The 18,573-nt window shown below is 41.6% G+C and carries 16 protein-coding genes and 1 pseudogene; 3 read left to right on the top strand and 14 right to left on the bottom strand.

Annotated elements, in window-relative coordinates:
• Positions 1-143 precede the first annotated feature (143 nt).
• Positions 144-887: an ABC transporter ATP-binding protein gene (locus NQZ91_00835; GenBank protein ID UUM57957.1), complete on the top strand. Its 744-nt coding sequence runs from the start codon at positions 144-146 to the stop codon at positions 885-887.
• On the top strand, positions 884-2,488 hold the full coding sequence (locus tag NQZ91_00830) for a permease (GenBank protein UUM57956.1): 1,605 nt from the start codon (positions 884-886) through the stop codon (positions 2,486-2,488). Before NQZ91_00835 ends, NQZ91_00830 begins: the two co-directional genes overlap by 4 nt.
• A 48-nt stretch (positions 2,489-2,536) precedes the next feature.
• Here the strand turns inward: NQZ91_00830 and NQZ91_00825 are convergent, their stop codons facing one another.
• The 8 genes from NQZ91_00825 to NQZ91_00790 form a co-directional block, all read right to left on the bottom strand.
• Positions 2,537-3,184 carry an enoyl-CoA hydratase/isomerase family protein gene (locus NQZ91_00825; GenBank protein UUM57955.1) on the bottom strand — a complete coding sequence of 216 codons (648 nt, stop codon included), beginning with the start codon at positions 3,182-3,184 and terminating at the stop codon, positions 2,537-2,539.
• A gap of 302 nt (positions 3,185-3,486) precedes the next feature.
• Complete coding sequence (locus NQZ91_00820) at positions 3,487-4,692, bottom strand: acyl-CoA dehydrogenase family protein (GenBank protein ID UUM57954.1); 1,206 nt, start codon at positions 4,690-4,692, stop codon at positions 3,487-3,489.
• Between the two features lie 14 nt (positions 4,693-4,706).
• A complete protein-coding gene (locus tag NQZ91_00815) occupies positions 4,707-5,492 on the bottom strand; it encodes an enoyl-CoA hydratase-related protein (protein UUM57953.1) in 786 nt (261 codons plus the stop codon).
• A gap of 13 nt (positions 5,493-5,505) precedes the next feature.
• Positions 5,506-6,732 carry a CoA transferase gene (locus NQZ91_00810; protein ID UUM57952.1) on the bottom strand — a complete coding sequence of 409 codons (1,227 nt, stop codon included), beginning with the start codon at positions 6,730-6,732 and terminating at the stop codon, positions 5,506-5,508.
• A gap of 101 nt (positions 6,733-6,833) precedes the next feature.
• A complete protein-coding gene (locus NQZ91_00805; protein ID UUM57951.1) occupies positions 6,834-8,141 on the bottom strand; it encodes a GntP family permease in 1,308 nt (435 codons plus the stop codon).
• Positions 8,142-8,162: 21 nt separating this feature from the next.
• Positions 8,163-9,338 (bottom strand): thiolase family protein, encoded by a 1,176-nt coding sequence (locus tag NQZ91_00800; GenBank protein UUM57950.1) that lies wholly within the window; start codon positions 9,336-9,338, stop codon positions 8,163-8,165.
• A gap of 40 nt (positions 9,339-9,378) precedes the next feature.
• A complete protein-coding gene (locus NQZ91_00795; protein UUM57949.1) occupies positions 9,379-10,239 on the bottom strand; it encodes a 3-hydroxyacyl-CoA dehydrogenase family protein in 861 nt (286 codons plus the stop codon).
• Positions 10,240-10,318: 79 nt separating this feature from the next.
• Entirely contained in the window at positions 10,319-11,476 is a 1,158-nt protein-coding gene (locus NQZ91_00790) for a GntP family permease (protein ID UUM57948.1), read from the bottom strand.
• A 384-nt stretch (positions 11,477-11,860) separates the two neighbouring features.
• Here NQZ91_00790 and NQZ91_00785 point away from each other — a divergent pair, with 384 nt between their 5' ends.
• The gene (locus tag NQZ91_00785) at positions 11,861-12,799 is read left to right on the top strand and encodes a LysR family transcriptional regulator (protein ID UUM57947.1); all 939 of its coding nucleotides are present in this window, start codon (positions 11,861-11,863) and stop codon (positions 12,797-12,799) included.
• A 147-nt stretch (positions 12,800-12,946) separates the two neighbouring features.
• Here NQZ91_00785 and tnpA read toward each other — a convergent pair.
• The 6 genes and pseudogenes from tnpA to NQZ91_00755 all read right to left on the bottom strand — a co-directional run bounded on the left by tnpA (position 12,947) and on the right by NQZ91_00755 (position 18,515).
• Positions 12,947-13,365 (bottom strand): annotated as a pseudogene (gene tnpA / locus NQZ91_00780) (IS200/IS605 family transposase).
• Between the two features lie 223 nt (positions 13,366-13,588).
• Positions 13,589-14,038 (bottom strand): VOC family protein, encoded by a 450-nt coding sequence (locus tag NQZ91_00775; protein UUM57946.1) that lies wholly within the window; start codon positions 14,036-14,038, stop codon positions 13,589-13,591.
• A gap of 229 nt (positions 14,039-14,267) precedes the next feature.
• Positions 14,268-15,050, bottom strand: coding sequence for a M15 family metallopeptidase (locus NQZ91_00770; GenBank protein ID UUM57945.1), 783 nt, complete (start codon positions 15,048-15,050; stop codon positions 14,268-14,270).
• An 8-nt stretch (positions 15,051-15,058) separates the two neighbouring features.
• Positions 15,059-16,645 carry a hypothetical protein gene (locus NQZ91_00765; protein ID UUM57944.1) on the bottom strand — a complete coding sequence of 529 codons (1,587 nt, stop codon included), beginning with the start codon at positions 16,643-16,645 and terminating at the stop codon, positions 15,059-15,061.
• Positions 16,646-16,663: 18 nt separating this feature from the next.
• A complete protein-coding gene (locus tag NQZ91_00760) occupies positions 16,664-17,683 on the bottom strand; it encodes a hypothetical protein (protein ID UUM57943.1) in 1,020 nt (339 codons plus the stop codon).
• A 148-nt stretch (positions 17,684-17,831) separates the two neighbouring features.
• Positions 17,832-18,515 carry a YjjG family noncanonical pyrimidine nucleotidase gene (locus tag NQZ91_00755; protein ID UUM57942.1) on the bottom strand — a complete coding sequence of 228 codons (684 nt, stop codon included), beginning with the start codon at positions 18,513-18,515 and terminating at the stop codon, positions 17,832-17,834.
• Between the last annotated feature and the right edge of the window lie 58 nt (positions 18,516-18,573).

The raw sequence follows: 18,573 nt of genomic DNA, 5'->3' as shown, positions 1-18,573 counted from the left end.
GTCTAGTATAGCAGTTTTGACCAAAAATTTCATAAAGAAAAAATGTGATTTTTTTTACATTTTTCCTCTAGAAACTCTTGTTTTTGTCCTAAGACAGTAGTATAATAAATCTATATATCATTTGAACGATTAAGGAGGAACTTATGATTACATTCGACCACATTACCAAGGCTTACGGTGACAATCTTGCCTTGGATGACTTGAATTTGACCATTGAATCGGGTGAGATTTTTGGGCTGATTGGCCACAACGGTGCCGGAAAAACCACGACCATTAGCCTGCTGACCTCCATTATTGAGGCGACGGAAGGTCATATTTTGGTGGACAATCTCACTCTGGCTGAGCATCGGGATGAGATTAAAAAGCGGATTGCCTACGTTCCAGACTCGCCAGATATCTTCCTCAATCTGACAGCATTTGAATACTGGCACTTCCTCGGCAAGGTCTATGATGTGCCGAAGGAGGACGTAGACCAGCGCATCGGGACCCTGTCAACTCTTTTCGACATGACCGCCCGCCAGCACGAGCCTATCGATAGTTTCTCCCACGGTATGCGGCAGAAAACCATTATTATCGGCGCTCTGATACCCAATCCAGATATTTGGATTTTGGATGAGCCCTTGACTGGACTGGATCCGCAAGCCTCCTTTGACCTCAAGCAGATGATGAAGGAACATGCCAGAGGTGGCAATACGGTTCTCTTTTCAACGCACGTTTTGTCCGTTGCTGAGCAACTATGTGACCGCATTGGCATTCTGAGAAAGGGTCGTCTGATTTTCGTAGGTAGCCTGGAAGAATTAAAATCCCAGTATCCTGATAAGGACCTGGAAACTATCTACCTGGAATTGGCTGGCCGCCAGCAGGAAAAGGTAGGTGAGGAGGCATGAACAAGTCTGTCATCTGGGAATTGGTGAAAATCAATATCCTCAACTCCAATCCGCAATTGCTGGCCCAGGTCAAGAAAAAGCAAAGCAAGCGCAAGGATGCCTCCTTTTCAGCCTACAAGAGTATCCTCTGGCAACAGGGATTTATGGTAGTGGGCTTTGCCGTCCTCTACACTGTCTTTTTCCTTGGAATTGACTATAGTCGCTCGGTTGGTTTCTTCTCTATGCAGCTGGGAATCTTTACGGTCATGGCTATCCTTTATGGATTTACAGGTTTTTTCTCCGTCTTCTATGACAGCAAGGACACCAAACTCTATCTGGCCCTACCTGTCAAAGCCAGTGAGGTTTTTGTAGCCAAGGTTCTGTCGGCTCAAGGAATGGTACTGCCCTTCCTCATGCCCAACCTGACTCTACTGGGTGTGACCTATTATCAAATCGGAGGACTGACCCTGCTGCCACTTGCCCTGCTTTCCTTTGCCATCCTCTGGCTCCTGGTCAATGTGGTCAACCTAATCATGGTACATTTTATTGGAACTATTCTGACAAAAAGTCCTCGTAAGACCTTGATTTCAACCATCTTGACAACTGGAGCGTCCCTGATTTCTGTTGGGGCCATGATGTACATCCAAAGCCAACAAGTACGGTCGTTTGATACAGATGGCTTTGTGGAATTTCCGACCATTCCGGTCTTTGTTGGTTTCCACTATCTAGTCAGCAAGACCTTGTCGCTGGCTACGCTCCTACATTTTGCTCTTCCAATCTTGGTCATGCTCGGTCTGATTTACTATGCGACCAAGACAGTTATTCCTAATTATTTCAATCAAATGCTGGTCATTGATACCATTTCCAGCAAGAAGAGCAGGAAAAAATCTGGCAAACTTCCTAGCAATCTCAAGCAGGCCCTGGTCAAACACCACCTGGCTACGCTTAACGACAGCAATCTCCTGGTTCAATCCTTCCTGCAGCCAATTATCATGGGTGTGGCCCTCTTTCCAAGTTTCTCACAATTTATGGATGGTAATTCCTTTAGTCAAATCGGAGTAGATTATTTCGGTATTTTTCTGCTGGCTGGAGCTATTCTGGGCAGTATGTTTGCAGGGGCTACAACCTTTATTGGGGTGGCCATGTCGCTGGAAAAGGAAAATTATCACTTTATCAAGACACTACCTATCAACTTTAAGCAGTTTACCATTCAGAAATTCTGGGTTATCTCGGCAGTCCAATTTCTGCCACCAGCCTTGCTCTATTTGATCCTGGCAATCGCATTGCTCAAGGTAAACCCAATTTTGGCCTTCGCCTTTACAATTGGTAACCTAGTAACAGCAATTTTAGTTGGACAGATTTTCTATTGGCGGGATCAGCGACTCCTCATGCTTAACTGGCAAAATTCTAATCAGCTCTTCGGTCGCGGCGCTGGCCAGTGGTTGATTGCAGGCTCAATTTTTGCAACCATGATTCTGGGGACCATTCTCTTTGTGATTGCAACAATCCTGACAAATACTATCGGTCCAATCTATGTTAGCTCAGGAATATTCACACTCGTTCTGGTCTTAGCTGCTAGCTTGCAGTATTACCTCTATAAGGTCTACTGGAAGAAATTATGATATAAAAGTAAAGAGTTTGGAAAACAGTTCCAAACTCTTTTTCCTTGTTTAATTGACCCTTGTAAAATCTGGTTTTTCCTTGCGTAAAAAGGCTCCTACTGCTTCAAACAGGGCCTGTTCCTTAGAAGACAAATGGGTCTGCATAGCTTCTAATTCGAGAGCAGCTTCCAAATCAGGATAGAAGAATCGATTGAGCCAATCTTTTTGAATTGAAAGGACTTTAAGAGGCGTATTCAATAGGAAGTTAGCAAAATCTAGTGCTTCTTTATCCAAATGCTCATCATCTATAGATTTAGTGATAATTCCTAAATCCATAGCTTCTTCTGCACGGATAATCTGATTCGTTGTAAAATATTGAAATAGTTTTGATGGTCCTATTTGTTTGCCCAAGAGATAAAATAGCCCATTATCTCCGGGTAAACCGATACCATTAAAGGCTGGAACAAACTTGGTTTTCTTTCCAATGATACGGTAGTCACAAGCCATCGCTAGCCCAAATCCTGCTCCAGCCGCTGAAGCTTGTACGACAGCAATAACTGGCTTAGGATTATTACGGATTGCCATAACTAGTCGACCAGGATTCAGAGTGTGATTCAAGTCAAACGGCTCCCGAGTTTCAAGTAGCTTATTAAATTTGTTTATGTCACCTCCACCGGAAAAAATTTTTCCATTTGCGCGTAAGATGATGATTTTCACTCTTTAATCGTCTGCCAAATTATGAAATGTTTGGATTGTCTCTTCAAACATTGTTTTATCAAATGAATTACCGAATCCCGGCCGATTCAGCGAGATTGTCGCAATAGAATCATGAATGTCTAATTCTATAGTTTTATACATATTTTACCTTTCTAACCTAATATTATATAAACAGGAGGCTGGCAGAACCAACCTCCGACTAGTTATTGATTTAGAAAAATGGTAGTTAGTGATGAAGAGGTAGACCAATAACTAGACTTTGTAAATGAAGGAGAAATATAATTGGTATCTAGTTGATAGGATTAGTTGAAGGCAGCTTCGCCTGTCAGTGAACGTCCGACAATCAAAGAGTTCATTTCATGCGTACCTTCATAAGTATAGATTGCTTCAGCATCTGCAAAGAAGCGGGCAATATCGTAATCAGCTACAATACCATTACCACCGCAAGCTGAACGACCAAGTGCAACAGCTTCGCGCAACATTTCAGCATTATTCAATTTACCGATAGAGGTTGCCACTTCATTATAATCACCTTTTTCTTGCAGGCGAACAATCGATGCACAAAGTGCCATTGCTGTCGTAAGGTTGGATTTCATCTTAGCTAGCTTTTGTTGAGTCAATTGAAATTGAGACAACTTCTTGCCAAATTGCGCGCGACCATTGACATATTTCAAGGTAGCTTCTAGGGCACCCGCAATTGCACCCGTCGCCATGAAGGATACTCCAGCTCTAGTCGTATAAAGAATACGAGCGATATCTTTGAATGAATTGATTTTTTGTAGACGTTCACTCTCTTCCACCACAACATCTGTCAAAGTAATATCGCAGTTTGGTACAATGCGCAAGGCAATTTTATTTTGGATGACAGAAACTTCTACACCTGGTTGGTCTCTGCGAACAATAAAGGCTTTTGGCTTACCAGTCTCAACATCACGCGCATAGACTGGAATGACATCTGCCACATTAGCACCACCAATCCAGCGTTTAGCGCCATTGATAATCCACTTGTCTCCCTCGCGACGAGCAGTTGTTTGCAATCCCCAAGCAACATCAGAACCATGGTCAGGCTCTGTGAGGGCAAAACAGGTTCTCAGTTCATGGTTGGCCAATTTCTTAATATATTTTTCTTTTTGGGCATCGTCTCCACCGTAAAGGAATGAGTAGAAACCAAGCCCTGAGTGAACACCGTTTAGCGTTGCAAGGGATGGGTCGAAACGGGCCATCGTATAGGCGAAGAAGAATTGGAAGATGAGACTTGGAGTATCTGCACCCTCGCGGCCTTCATACAATAGTGGACTATATTTGTATTCCAGTGTTCCCATATCTTCGAAAAATCCTTCTGGTACTGTACAATTCGACCAATGGGTATTCAAATCCTTACGGTATTTAGACTCCAAGAGTTCATAAAGGTTTTCCAAAATTGTCAGTTCACCTTCACTCAAATCTTCGGAGATGCGCAATACATCTTCTGGAAATAGTTTTTTTAACCGTTCTTCTTTAGTTGCCATAGTGATTACTCCTTTTATTCTGATTTAAATTCTGCTTTACGTTTTTCAAGAAAGGCATTGATACCTTCAACCTTATCATTGGTATCAAGTAGGACAGAGAAAGCTAAATTTTCAAATAACAAGCCTGAATGAATATCCACATCATTTGCGGAGTTGATGACACGTTTAGCCAGCATAACCGCAATTGGTCCCTTAGCCGTTACCCGTTTTGCTACTTTTTCAGCTACAGTCAATAATTCTGCAGGATCAGCTACTTGCATAATCAATCCACTTGCCACACCTTCTTCAGCTGAAAGAATTCGCCCTCCCAAAATAACCTGTTTTGCAATCGATTCATTGGTCAAGCGCACCAATTTTTGTGTACCACCAGCACCTGGTAAAAGTCCCAAGTTAGTTTCTGGCAAACCGAGCAAGGCAGTTGTAGAAGCAATGCGGATATCACAGAACATTGACAATTCTAAACCTCCACCAAAGGCATAGCCATTGATGGCTGCAATGAAGACTAGGCGTGAATTTTGCATTCCCAATAAGAAGTCGCGAGCAAAGGATGAAAGATTTTCCTTCCCTTTTTTAACCAAGAGATTTTTTACATCTGCACCTGCTGCAAAGGCCTTATCCCCTGCCCCTGTCAAGATGACAGCACGAATGTCTTCTTGATTATTGAGATAATCTACAGTTGCTTTTAGCTCTCTCCAAACTTCTGTAGACAAGGCATTCATAGCCTCTGGACGATTGATAGTCACAATAGCTGTATTGCCTTTTTCTTCCAATAGTAAATATTCTAATTGTGGTTTAGACATAGTTCTTACCCTCCTAAAGTGTTACATTTGAATCAATAAAGGCTTTGAATTCTTCGTCAGAATATCCCAAAGCTTTCAGTATTTCTTCTGAATCACGACCAATCCGACCAGTCGGTTGATAAGAATCAAAGGTATCATATTCTGAGAATGATACTGGAAGATTAGGCATAACAGCTGTATTTCCCGATTCAAAGGTAACTTCACGAAGATAATTATTAGCCCAGGCTTGTTCATCTTTAGAAACATCTGCATTGTGTTTCAATACTTCGTAAACAATATCTGCCTCATCAAATAAAGCAGTCCATTCAGCCATTGTCTTGGTTCTAAAGACTTGATAAAGTTTTTCCATCAATTCCTTCAGGGTATCCGGATGAGCTTGCAAGATAGCAATCGTCTCTGTATCTGGATGCTCTGCGTACTCATCTAATCCTAGCAAACGGTAGAAGCCAGGGGCCTGACGTTCATAATTACCGAGGGTAATGATAACCCACTGATCATCTGAAGATTGATAGATATGATTCGTAGGGGAACCTGGGGCCATTTTATGTTTTGGATACTCTGCGCCATACCGCTCTTGTGTGGCCACAACACCTGTAGCATTGTACCAAATACCTGTACCGTACAAGGAAGATGTTAAGAATGTTCCTTTGCCACTAACAGTTCTTCCATACAAAGCACCCATGATTCCCAGGGCGATAACAGATGCGACCGTTGAATCTCCAAAGCCGCCTAAAGGCTTAATAGGAAAGTCACCTTTTGAGCCCCAGTCAACCATTGCACCCGTTCTTGCCCAGAAGGCTGCCATATCAAAACCTGGTCTGCTTGCTGCTGGCCCTTCATAACCATATCCTGTGAAATGAGCATAAATAATCTTTTCATTGACTGCTTTTACTGTTTCATAAGAAATGTTCATTTTCTCAAGAGATTTCAAACGAACATTCGTAATGAAAACATCTGCTTCTTTGATCAAATCAAATAGAATTTTCAGACCTTCCTTGGTTTTCAAATTCAAAGCCAAGAGTTTTTTGTTTGCGTTTTGAACGGTAAAAAGTGGGTTTTCATCATCAGCTTTTGGTGTTCGGAAACCTGGACCTATGTGACGCCAATCATCTCCTTGCAAACCCTCAATTTTGATAACTTCTGCACCCCAGTCAGCCAGCCATCTGGTTGCCGTAGGAACGGCTATAAATGTTCCTAATTCAACGACTTTTATACCCTCTAAAGGTTTTTTCAAACTCATTATATGTACTCCTTTCAATACATTTTTTATCCTGTCGAATGTAGAAATATCGACAAACCTGCACAATCACATGTCAAGCTTTTTCCAATTGTTATTTAACATCAGACAAATATTCCTAATTTGATAAGAATCATTGCGACGATAATAGAGATAACACCTCCCAGAAGCCCTGTCCTAAGGTAGACTACAATCCCTTTGCGATATTCTAATTTTGCTAATTCCATGGCATTATTTACACCTGGCGAATGAGCCGAAATAGATGTAGATGCCGCTATGGTCATAAGACGATGGGAGGTTGCTGCCGTCAGACCAGCTTGCTCAGTAAACATAGTATTTACCTCTGCACCAAAAGAGTTGATAGCACCTGCTCCTGTTGCTGTAATAAAGGATACTAGCGAGATTAGAAGCACACCCTTGGTCATTGGAGAAAAGATATCCAAGCCAGCAGTTACCAAGGCAAATCCAGGAACAACTTTGATAACTGAACCTATAGCTGACGTTGCAGCGACACCAAAAATTGGTGCGTAGGCGGACGATAGAGCTCCTGTAATTGTCTTATCCAAGGCTTTGTAGCGCTTGAAGAAAAGAATGACACAAAGGATACAGCCAGCTGTAATCGAATACAGTACATCAACTTTAAGGAAACCCGCCAAAGCAATCATGACAACAATTGGAAGAATTGACAACAATACAGAAGGTAAATCTTCATCCGCACTGCTATTTCCAAGTCCTGCATAGAAATTAGCACCCGTTTCATCAAATCCTTCACCACGCTTCTCCGCAACTTTTAAATCATAAACGATAAAGAAAGCTTGATAGGCATAGAAAACTAGTGCACAGATTAGGGAAAGTCCCATACCAGCTGTAATAGGCTGACCTGTAAATTGAGAGGGTGTAATATTGGTCAATTGGAGAGACCCACCGATAAAGAGAGCGCCAATAACAGCCGATCCACCATTGGTATAAAGCCTCCAAGGAATATTAAATTTCTTGAACAGTTCTGCCGATACGTCAATGACCGTATAGACAATGACTAAGCCTGAAACTCCAACATAGGATAGGATGGCATACATAACAGGTACAAATGCAACTGCCCAGAACTTTTGATTCTTCTTCAATTTAGAGATAGCTCTGTAGATGCCCATAGCGATAGACTTTGATGCTCCACCGTCATTGAGCAAACGACCAAAAATGGCACCAGCGGCAAAAATAAGAAAGAAGTTTTGAATAAAGGAAGCAAACCCTGGTGCCCAGGCAGTTTTGAGCAATTCCAACATAGGTAAGCCTGATGTCAGAATAATGATAAAAGCGGAGAGTAGTGCTGATAGTACTAGATTAAATCCTTTCACACATAAGAAAATGAAGAATCCAATCCCAAACAGCATTCCGATAAGACTGATTAGTTCCATAGCACACACACTTTCTAGAAACTAGGTCTCATCTTCGATTAGTTCAATCAGACCAGCAGCACCCATTCCGCCACCGATACACATGGTAATCAATCCAAGTTTGCCTTTTGTTCGTTTCAATTCTGAAATTGTTTTTGAAATCAAGATAGCACCTGTTGCACCAAGTGGGTGACCAAGGGCGATTGCTCCACCATTTGGATTGACCTTAGCTGGATCAAAGCCCAGAGTATCGATGATTGGAAGGGCTTGAGCTGCGAAGGCTTCGTTCAATTCAATAACATCAATATCGTCTACTTTGACATCCAAGCGATTTAACAAACGTGGTACTGCCTCTATTGGCCCAATTCCCATGATATTTGGATCTACCCCTGCAACATTGAAACCAAGGAATTTGGCAACCGGTTTAATGTTTAATTCCTCTGCCCGCTTACGAGACATAAGAACTACAAATCCTGCACCGTCTGAAACTTGCGATGCCTGTCCAGCTGTTACAGTACCATTTTCTTTAAAGACAGGATTCAAAGCACCTAAAGCTTCCATGGTCGAACCATAACGAATACCTTGGTCATCTTTGAATTCAAACTCATTGCCCTCTAGGTCATTTCCAATCACTGGGATAATTTCGTCAACAAACTTACCAGCTTTTTGAGCAGCCTCTGCACGGTGGTGACTTTCAACAGCGAAAGCATCCATTTGTTCACGGGTCACACCATATTTTTCTGCTACATTTTCTGCTGTAATTCCCATTGGCGTATAAAGACCAGGTTCATTATCTGAAATCCATTGATCACGGGTAGCAGGATTTCCTGTCATTGGCAGTTTGGACATAGATTCCACACCACCAGCTACTACTACGTCTGCTTCACCGGACCAAATCATATTTGCTGCTGTAGAAACCGATTGTAGACCTGATGAACAGAAACGGTTAATCGTTTGAGCAGATACACTGTACGGTAAGCCAGCTCTCAGAGCAATGAGACGAGCGACGTTGTTCCCTTGTTCCGCTTCTGGTTTGGCTGTTCCGACAACAACGTCATAGATTTCTTCCTTTGGAAGATTCGGTACTTTTGCTAACACCCCTTCCAAAACCTTGCCGGCAAAATCAACCGGATGTTGTAGGCGCAAGAACCCCTTCTTTCCCGCTTTAGCAACAGCTGAGCGACCATAGGCAACAATCACTACTTCTTGTTGAGACATGAATATGTTCCTCCATTTTTATAATATATTTTTTAAAATTTTATTTCGTATATTTATAGAAACCTTCGCCTGTTTTACGGCCCCATTTTTTCTCGTTGTACATTTTCTCCAACAACTCAATACCTGGACGACGTTCTCCAGTTTCATCTTGCTGACGTTTGGCAGCTAGGTAGGCTAGGTCAACACCGGTCAAGTCCATCAGGCGGAATGGGCCCATCGGATAATTGAGACCTTTTTCAACAGCGGTATCAATATCTTGATATGATGCGATGCCTTCATCATAGAGTTCCATGGCTTTACGAGAAACAGCACGGAGTACTGAGTTCGCTAAGAATCCATCATTTTCTTTCATAACAAAGACAGGGTCCTTACCAGTATTGCGGGCAAAATCCATCAATCGTTCAACAGTTTCCATAGAAGTGTGTTCGCCTTTGACTACTTCAACCAATTTCATTACCAAAGCTGGATTAAAGTAATGGAAATTAGCCAACAATTCTGGTTCTCTAACAGCATCTTTGAACAAGGAAGACACCATGAAACTAGAGTTTGTAGCAAGAATAGTACCTGGTTTTACCAATCCAGTCACTTCTTTGAAGAAATCAAACTTAATCTGGCGATCCTCAATAATGGCTTCAATGACTAAATCTACATCTTCTACTGCTAATTTTATATCTGGTTCAAAGAATAAAACTTTATTGACATCATCGATATGCTCTTGGGTTAACTTCCCTTTGGCAATGCGTCCATTAAGATAATCGACTGTCCACTCTTTTGCTTTTTCTAAAGCTTCTTCATTCTTATCATTCAAAAAGACTGTATAGCCATAGAGGGCTGAATTCAGGGCAATTTGACGCCCCATTAAGCCTGAACCGATGACAGCAACACGTTTAATTTCACTCATTTTTATTTTCCTCCTAAAGATTGGAAGGTATTTTCACACCCTTCAAGTTTCTCTGAATGTCTAAATAATTTGGTAAAAGTTACCATATACCCATTTGATAAAGCATTGCACCAACAAAGGCACAAATAATTGGAATCACAACTGATGTTACAAAGGTATTTAGATAAGATTCCTTGTGAGTCAAGCGCATAACAGCTAAGGAATTGATAACAACTCCGTTATGCGGTAAAGAATCTAGGCCACCAGCAGAGACAACTGCTAGGCGATGAATGACCGGAGCCGGAATTCCCTGATCAATAAAGCGCTGACCAAAGACCTGCAAGCCAACTCCCAATCCACCTGCTGATGATCCGGTAATTGCGGAAGCAATGTTAACTGCGATGACCAACTGGACTACAGGCGGACCAGGAATCTTATCCAGACCGGAAATGATGTACTGAAAGGCCGGTAGAGCCGCCACCACTGTACCAAAACCAACCACTGAACAAGTAGCTCCTACTGCATTCAAGGTGTTTGTGGTCGCTTTTTGAATAGTAGCAAAAATTCCTTTCAAGTGCTTGTAGAACAGCAAGTAAGTCACTGTAATAGTAATGAGTAGACTAATAGGTGGCGAGAATTTCAAGATATTCATAAAAAGGAACAAGACAATCGAAGGCAAGAAACAAAGCCATAATGGAATATTAGGAATATCTGTCTCAGTTTTGATATCTGACTCTGCAATCCTATAACCAGTCTTATAAAATCCTTCTCCCCTTTTTTGAGCCTGCCTCAAACGAAATTCGATATAGCCGACACCCATTATCAAAGCCAAGACGGCAAGAATTAAGCCAAGTATAGGGGCGGCCATGGTCGTAGTCCCCAGATACTCCGTAGGCATAATATTTTGAATCGAGGGTGTTCCAGGTATCATCGACATAGTAATAACTCCAGCAGCTAATCCATTACAAGTGTACATGTGCCAAGGGATATCTAGCTCTTGAAATATTTCCTTAGAAATAGCTACCATTGTAAAGACCAAGACATAGACCGATATGCCACCATATGATAAGGTCGATGAAATGAAAATCAGGGTCAAAATTGCAACTAGTTGCTCCTTACCTGGAAATTTCCGAGCAAATCCTGCAAAAGTATAAGCAATCACTTTTGCTGCTCCAGAATCTCCCATCATCTGACCGAATACTGCTGAGAAGAAGAAAATGAGCCAGTTTCGCTGAGCAAAATTTGCAAAGCCAGTCATATAATTTTCCTGTATCAACTCGTTTATATTTCCGCCAGATAAAAGAATCATTGGCAACATACTGATAATACTTAGAAAAAGTATTGGAAAGCCCTTATAAGCAAGGTAAATAAGAAGACTTAACGATAGGAGAACCCCTATCAGACTGATAAGTCCAGGATCCATTGATTTCCTCCATGTTCTAAAAAAATAAGTTTATGCATGTTTATAATTGTTAGTTTGTGAATTATTAAATTATTGGAAGCGCTTCATTTACTTTATAGACAAATTATAATACGATATAGTAACTTTGTGAAATGCCAAAACAGAATGCTTTCCATAACAAAATCATTATGGTAAAATGTTAATATAATTTAAAACAATTAAAAAAATGGAGGTGTATAAATGTCGAGTATTTCTAAAAAAAGCATCATTGAAGCCATCATTTCCTTAGGAAGCATCACAGCTGCTGCCGAATCACTCTATGTAACACAGCCCTATATTTCTAGAATATTAAAAGAAATTGAAGAGGAGTTAGGAGCTAAACTATTTGAACGCCGCTATCGCGAAATGAAATTAACTCAGGCTGGTGAAATTTATTTAGCCTTTTTAGAGAAAGTGGACGTACTTCACAGCGTTATGTTGGATCAATTATCCTCTATTGCCAAAGAAAAAAAGGGACTGTTGCGTATCGGCATCAACCCCATGTTATCTCCTATTTTTCTACCAGCTATTTATCCTATCGTTACAAATACAATGGACAAGGTAGAATTTAAATTCGTTGAAAATACTTCAAAAGTCCTTCTAAATATGCTAAATGAAGGCGATTTAGACCTCCTATTTGGTATCGGAAATGAGGACAGCAACTTTGAAACAATCCACGTTTTTGACTCCAGCATGTGTCTCATCGCTTCCGAATCATCCTCTCTCTTCCAACCAACTAGACAGCGCGAGCTACTAAAAAATTCATTGGATTTGAAACAACTTCATAACTTGCCTGTCATATTATTGAATGAACACTATGTTTTTAGAAAAATTATTGATACTGCGTATTTTCAAGAAAATATATCAATCAATTGTATCCATGAAACCTCAAATACGTACACAGCAATTGGCATGGTCAAAAAAGGAATTGGGAATATGTTTCTACCAAAGGTTGTAACTATACCTAGTAACTTTAACAAATGCAGCATTTATGAAATTGCTGAGCCATCCTTCACTATTGAATTTGTCTTTTATCGAAACCCAACTATCCAATCACCGTCCTACCTTGATGAGTTCATTGAGCAAGCTGGCAGGACTCTACATGAACATTATACTCAACCAGTTATGGTTAGTCACTAGTTATTGATAATATATAAATTAAAACAACCAGTGTGAACTGGTGGTTTGCTCTGCGGCTATAAGCCGCTTTTTCCGGCCAGGGTCAAAGACCCACTGAAATGATTTCCTCGCGCACCACTTTCTCGAGCAGGTGCTAAAGCACCTCAGTTACTTCTTCCTATTTGGTTCGCCAGTGAACGGATCTACAGTCTCAAACAAAGTTAACTGATCCGCTACCCTGTCTTCCTGTATTTGATTTTGAATGTATTCGGCAATTATCTTTTGGTTTCGTCCAACCGTATCAACATAATACCCTCAACACCAAAAGATCTGTTTCCATACTTGTATTTTAGATTGGCATGTTTGTCAAAAATCATCAAACTGCTCTTACATTTCAAGTAGCCCATAAAATGTGCGATACTGAGCTTGGGTGAAATACTGACGAGCATGTGGATATGATCAGAACAAGCATTCGCTTCATGAATAGTAACCCCTTTTCTCTCACACAAATCTCGGATAATCTTTCCGATACTAGCTTTGTACTTGCCATAAATGATTTGGCGACGATATTTTTGGAAAAAAACAATATGATATTTACAATTCTACTTCGTATGTGATAAACTTTCTGTATCCTCTCTCATGAGGTACCTCCTTTGTGATGTGATGTAGTGGCGGGGAAACCACTTCTATCATATCATTTTAGGAGGTCTTTTTAATACCACGCTGGAAGCTCTACGGAACCACTAGCATAGCTAGTGGTTTTCAGAAACCAAAAAAGTTCGGAACATTTGCTCCGAACTTTTTGTGTGTTTAGTTTTCTTCTGCGTAGTATTCCGCCCCATAGCCTTCAACTTCTGCGTTGAATTGCCATGTGATGCCGAATTTGTCCGTAACATTTCCGTAGGCCGGTGACCATGGCACTGCCTGCAACTCCATGTTGATGGCTTTAGCATCTACTGACAATTTGTCGTAGCAATCCTTAGCTGTTTCAGCATCATCAGTGATAAGGGCAACGGTGATGTTGTCGCCTACTGAGTAAGGCATTTCTGGATTGTTATCAGAAAGCATGAAACGTTGACCGTTTGGCAAGCGGAATTGTGCATTCATCACATGATTTTCCAATTCAGCTGGACAATCTGGCAAGAAATCCTTGAACAAATTTACTTGCTCAACTGTTGCACCGAGGGCATTTTTGTAAAATTCGATGGCTTCAAATCCGTTACCATTGGTTACCAAATATACTTCCATTGCTTTAAACATTATGTTCCTCCAATTATCGTCATATGGTTTATCTTTTATTACTTCGTTAACTCGTCTTGCCTAACTTCAGTTATGCCTGCGACTATTGACGCAGAATACATCTGCTGTATCATTATACCCTTCAACAGTCTCCCAGACTATTGAAGCAAGCACTAAAAGTAAACTAAACGACTTTATAAGATAAACCATCATATCACATCTGATTTGTATGGTCAAGTACTTTTTTCTATTATTGATAACCGCCGCCAGCAACGCCGAAATACTCTTCCAGAGTCAGGCCAGAATTGTAAATATCAGTCGCTTCTTGGCCAATATAACGCAGGTGCCAGGCTTCAGCCATGTAGCCTGTGATGGCTTCTTTTCCAGGCTGATACCGAACGATAAAGCCATAGTTGTGGGCGTTTTTAGCTACCCAGTTGGCTGCGGTCGGCTCTTCTAAGAGATTGCCAGCGCTGTCCATGAGGTCAAATGCTAAGCCTGTCTGATGCTCACTATAGCCTGGACGGGCTGAATAGGTATCGGCAGCAACCTGACCATCACGATTAACATAGGACTGATAGAGCCCAGCCTGGGTCTCGTAAGAACGGAAACCACTATAGGAATGCGATACAGCGAACCCTTGTGCCTGCATGTCTGCAATCAGGCTCTGGAAGGCTACCAAAGCTTGCGGGTCCTCACCTGGAGCGTAGGAAGCTGCCAGAGGATGCTTTTTATTGGCAATGACAACTGGTCCGTATTTCCCTTGGACACTGTAATAAGAGCCGTTGTAGTTTGCATCTGTAGCAATGGTCTCCTCGGCCTGTTCAGACGACGAACTAGCATCGCTACTGTTTTCTGACCCTTCAGCAGTTTCGCTGGTTTCTGATGACACTTCAGTCTTGGTTTGCGCTGTCTTGCTTGAATGACTGGTGTCATTTGATTTACTTGATTCTACCTTGCTTTCTGATTGGCCGCATGCTGTTAAGAGCAGAGCGGAGAGCAAGAGAAAACTCAAGCTTTTTTTATTCATCATTATTTGCCTCACGTTTCACTTACTCCATAAATCAAGAACGAATCACCATTTTGTCTCAAATTAAAGACTTGTTTTTTCGTCAAGGTACTCGATTTACCATTGAGATAAACTTCTCTAAATTGATTATGAACGGTCACGACGTAATTGTCTCCATCTTTCTTGACATCCGTCACAGTATAATCAATCGTCGTTTGGTAATCAATATTGGCTCTGGCAACACCGCCACCCTCAATATAGTTTACATATATACGATATACCTCACTTGAGGTATCGAAATATCTGTCAAACTGAACGGTACGGTGGGTAATAGAAGACCGCATTGACTCGATATAGTCATTCATGAAGGTCTGGATTTTTTCCTTGGTTTCCTGCTCCTCTTTGGCCTGAGCTTCCTTGCTTTCCTTAGCTTTTTGAGCGTCCGTTAACTTCTTGCTTTCCTCAGAAGACATGGTCAAATCCGCATAAATTTCGCCAACTGCTGGATCGACCAGAACCTTGGTAGATTCCGTTGTAAATGTTGCGCCCTCAAAATTAAAGCTAACCTTCAAATCAAGATGTTGATTGTCTAGAACTTCAACGCTGTCTGACAGTGATTTGGCAATTTCCTTATCACCAGAGAAGACCTTGATGTCCTTGATAGATCCGTTATCGACCGGCAGGTGTAGGTTGAGCGTTTTCTGAACAGGCGATAGGGTCATGACAATCCTGTTTTCTTCAGCTTGACTGAGATTCGGCTGCAAGCTGGTTTCAAAGTCTCCAGATTTGGTTTTGCCCTTAGCCTTGAATTCTTTATTGGCAAAATGATGTTCACCCAAAGATGTTTCTTTGTTGGCTTCAATCTTTTGATCATCAATAGATAATTCAGACAGGTCACTATTGACAAGAATTTCAACCGGATAACTGGTCACTTGGTATTCTGGAAAAAGACCTAATTTACGTCCTTTTTCACGTAATCCGAGCAACTTATTTCCACGTTGGTCGTTAAAAGTATTTTTTCCGCCAGATGCTTCAATGGCATCTAGCTCACTCTTGATATCGACGCCTTCAGAGTTCAAATATTGGATAAAATCCTTAGCCTCTGACTTGGACCACTTGTCATCATTAGAAGATAGGAGGGTCGCAATCTGGTCGTAATCATTGCTGTCAACTGCTGTTTGGAATTCATCAACAGCGATGTCCATTCCAGTCACAGAATCCATATAGTAGTAGCCCGCGCCGAGTGCAAGTAGGGCCACTGCACCCAAGCCAAAGAGAATCTTCTTTTTCTTGCTCTGTGGCTTGGTTTGATAAGTGGTAAAGACAGGTTGTTCCACAAGGACCTGCTCCACCTCTTGAACAGGCTGGGCTGGCGCTACAGGTACTACTTCCGCTACTGGCTGTACAGGCTGGGCTGTTTGAACTGCTTCTGCTACAGTCTCTGCACCATTCTCAGCCACATTTTCTGCAGCTACTTGTTGGTCGCTGTCCAATCCTGCTATGGCCTTGATTTGCTTTAAGTCAAAGTCAACTTCCTTGGCCTTAACAAATTCAGCAGGGGTTGGCTTTCTACCAACAACCTTTTCAAATAAATCAATCCATTTTTCTTTCGTTGCCATATTTCAACTCCTATTTGATTAAAAGAGACTTGACCAGAACATTTGTCCTACGATAGAGGCTGCAATAATTCCTGATACAAAGATAATCAGACCATTTACCAAAATAGCAATAAAGTAGCGATACAAGGAGTCCATCTGTGATGAATTAGTAAAGTTAGCAAGGGCATAGACGCTGGCTGAACCCACGGCAAAGAGGGCTAAAGAGGTCGCAACACCAACCAGAGAGAAAATTCCCAAAACAGCTGACAAGGCCGCAATTGCATAAAGCAATACGTTTACCGCAAACAAACGACCATAATATTCAAGAGTGTAAGCAAATGTATATTGCTGTTCTTTGTAGATAAAGCGTTTCACCACAAATCCTGCTAGGACAATTGAAAAAATAATCAGAGCAATTCCGATAAAGGTCTTAAACAAGATATCCAGTCCAACACTTACTGCAGGTGCGGAAGAACCATAAGAATCGTAGCCATTAGCGCCCTCAAACAGACTACCGAGTTCTGAAGTCAGACTATTTGTAAAGCTATTGACACTGTTTGCCGCCTTAACCATTGGGAAATAAATCGTCAGGGCTGCGAAAAAGGCGATGAGCAAGAGAGAGGTCAAACCGTTGTATTTGTGGGTATGGCTGGCAATTGAAGTTGGTTTCTTCCAAGCAGACACAATCCACTCTCTAAACTGCTTGAAGAAGAGACCGAATGCTGATGGTGCAGCTGGCGCTTGTTGTAAGGCCTGCGGATTTACCTGCTGTACCGTTGGCTGTGGCTGTGCTTGTTGCGCTTGAGCATTGGTTTGCTGAGTGAAGGCTTGAGCTGGTTCCTGAACTGGTTGCTGGGCAGGAATGTCTTCTGGAGCTGAAACAGGCTCTACAGTAGACTCTGCATTAACTTTTTCTTCTTGAACAACTTCTTCTGTAGGTACATTTTGAAGGCCATCCTCTTCAAATTCTCCAGCGGCAAGAGCAGCTTCAATCTCATGAGCTTCTGGCGAACGACCATTGATAGCTTCAAAATATTCAATCCAATCAATCTTTTTCATATTATTTCTCCTTTTGTTTTGATAGATTGTGCAGAATACACTACTCTAGTATAGCATATTTATTTCATTTTTAAAACTATTTATACAAGATTGTTACAAGAATTTTAAGATTTTAAAAAATGAAAAAAGCAAGCAATGGTCTCGCTGCTTATAAGATATCTATTAATTGCTGGTAGTTGCTGATGGTGTAGGTTGGTTTGAGGTGGCTTGTATTTTCTAGGCCAGCTGGATTGTACCAGGCTGTATCCATGCCAGCGTTGATACCGCCTTGGATGTCTGCCGTCAGGCTGTCACCAATCATGAGCGCTCTGAACAGGTCAAAACCGGTAATCTGCTCTGCTATTTTTTCATAAAAATCAAGCTCCGGCTTCTGGGTCCCCATCTGCTCAGAGATAAATACTTGCTTGAAATAGCTGCCAATGGGTGAGTGTTTGAGACGATTTTCCTGGATGTAGGTGATGCCGTTGGTCGCGCCATAAATCTGGTAGCCACGCTCCGTCAAGGTCTCAAGCAAATCATCCGCTCCCTCAAAAATCTGTCCTTGACGACCGATAAATTCTTGGTAACGAAGGGCCAACTCAGCTCCGTCTTCCTGCCGTCCGAAATGGGCAAAGGCCCGCGAAAATCGAGTATTGACCAGCTCCTTCTTGGTAATCAAACCCTTTTCCAAGTCCTTCCACATGCCCTGATTGAGCGGACGATAGACATCTTTAAAGGCCTGAATGTCCTCCACTTCCATAAATTCCAGAAACTGAGTGAGGGCAATCTCCTCACCAGTCGCAAAATCCAACAAAGTATGGTCAAGGTCGAAAAGTAGAAATTTGTAGGTCACGATGTTTTTCCTTTCAGAGGCGAATTATTTTATCAAAGGTTAATGAAACTATTATACA

It is taken from the genome of Streptococcus suis (assembly GCA_024583055.1).
Taxonomy (GTDB): domain Bacteria; phylum Bacillota; class Bacilli; order Lactobacillales; family Streptococcaceae; genus Streptococcus; species Streptococcus suis_V.
This window is presented reverse-complemented; position numbering and strand designations above follow the sequence as displayed.

Bases quoted from the DNA above. Each gene is read 5' to 3' on its own strand.
- NQZ91_00835 (UUM57957.1), top strand. From the start codon at position 144: ATGATTACATTCGACCACATTACCAAGGCTTACGGTGACAATCTTGCC.
- NQZ91_00830 (UUM57956.1), top strand. From the start codon at position 884: ATGAACAAGTCTGTCATCTGGGAATTGGTGAAAATCAATATCCTCAAC.
- NQZ91_00820 (UUM57954.1), bottom strand. From the start codon at position 4,692: ATGGCAACTAAAGAAGAACGGTTAAAAAAACTATTTCCAGAAGATGTA.
- NQZ91_00815 (UUM57953.1), bottom strand. From the start codon at position 5,492: ATGTCTAAACCACAATTAGAATATTTACTATTGGAAGAAAAAGGCAAT.
- NQZ91_00810 (UUM57952.1), bottom strand. From the start codon at position 6,732: ATGAGTTTGAAAAAACCTTTAGAGGGTATAAAAGTCGTTGAATTAGGA.
- NQZ91_00805 (UUM57951.1), bottom strand. From the start codon at position 8,141: ATGGAACTAATCAGTCTTATCGGAATGCTGTTTGGGATTGGATTCTTC.
- NQZ91_00800 (UUM57950.1), bottom strand. From the start codon at position 9,338: ATGTCTCAACAAGAAGTAGTGATTGTTGCCTATGGTCGCTCAGCTGTT.
- NQZ91_00795 (UUM57949.1), bottom strand. From the start codon at position 10,239: ATGAGTGAAATTAAACGTGTTGCTGTCATCGGTTCAGGCTTAATGGGG.
- NQZ91_00790 (UUM57948.1), bottom strand. From the start codon at position 11,476: ATGACTGGCTTTGCAAATTTTGCTCAGCGAAACTGGCTCATTTTCTTC.
- NQZ91_00785 (UUM57947.1), top strand. From the start codon at position 11,861: ATGTCGAGTATTTCTAAAAAAAGCATCATTGAAGCCATCATTTCCTTA.
- NQZ91_00775 (UUM57946.1), bottom strand. From the start codon at position 14,038: ATGTTTAAAGCAATGGAAGTATATTTGGTAACCAATGGTAACGGATTT.
- NQZ91_00770 (UUM57945.1), bottom strand. From the start codon at position 15,050: ATGATGAATAAAAAAAGCTTGAGTTTTCTCTTGCTCTCCGCTCTGCTC.
- NQZ91_00765 (UUM57944.1), bottom strand. From the start codon at position 16,645: ATGGCAACGAAAGAAAAATGGATTGATTTATTTGAAAAGGTTGTTGGT.
- NQZ91_00760 (UUM57943.1), bottom strand. From the start codon at position 17,683: ATGAAAAAGATTGATTGGATTGAATATTTTGAAGCTATCAATGGTCGT.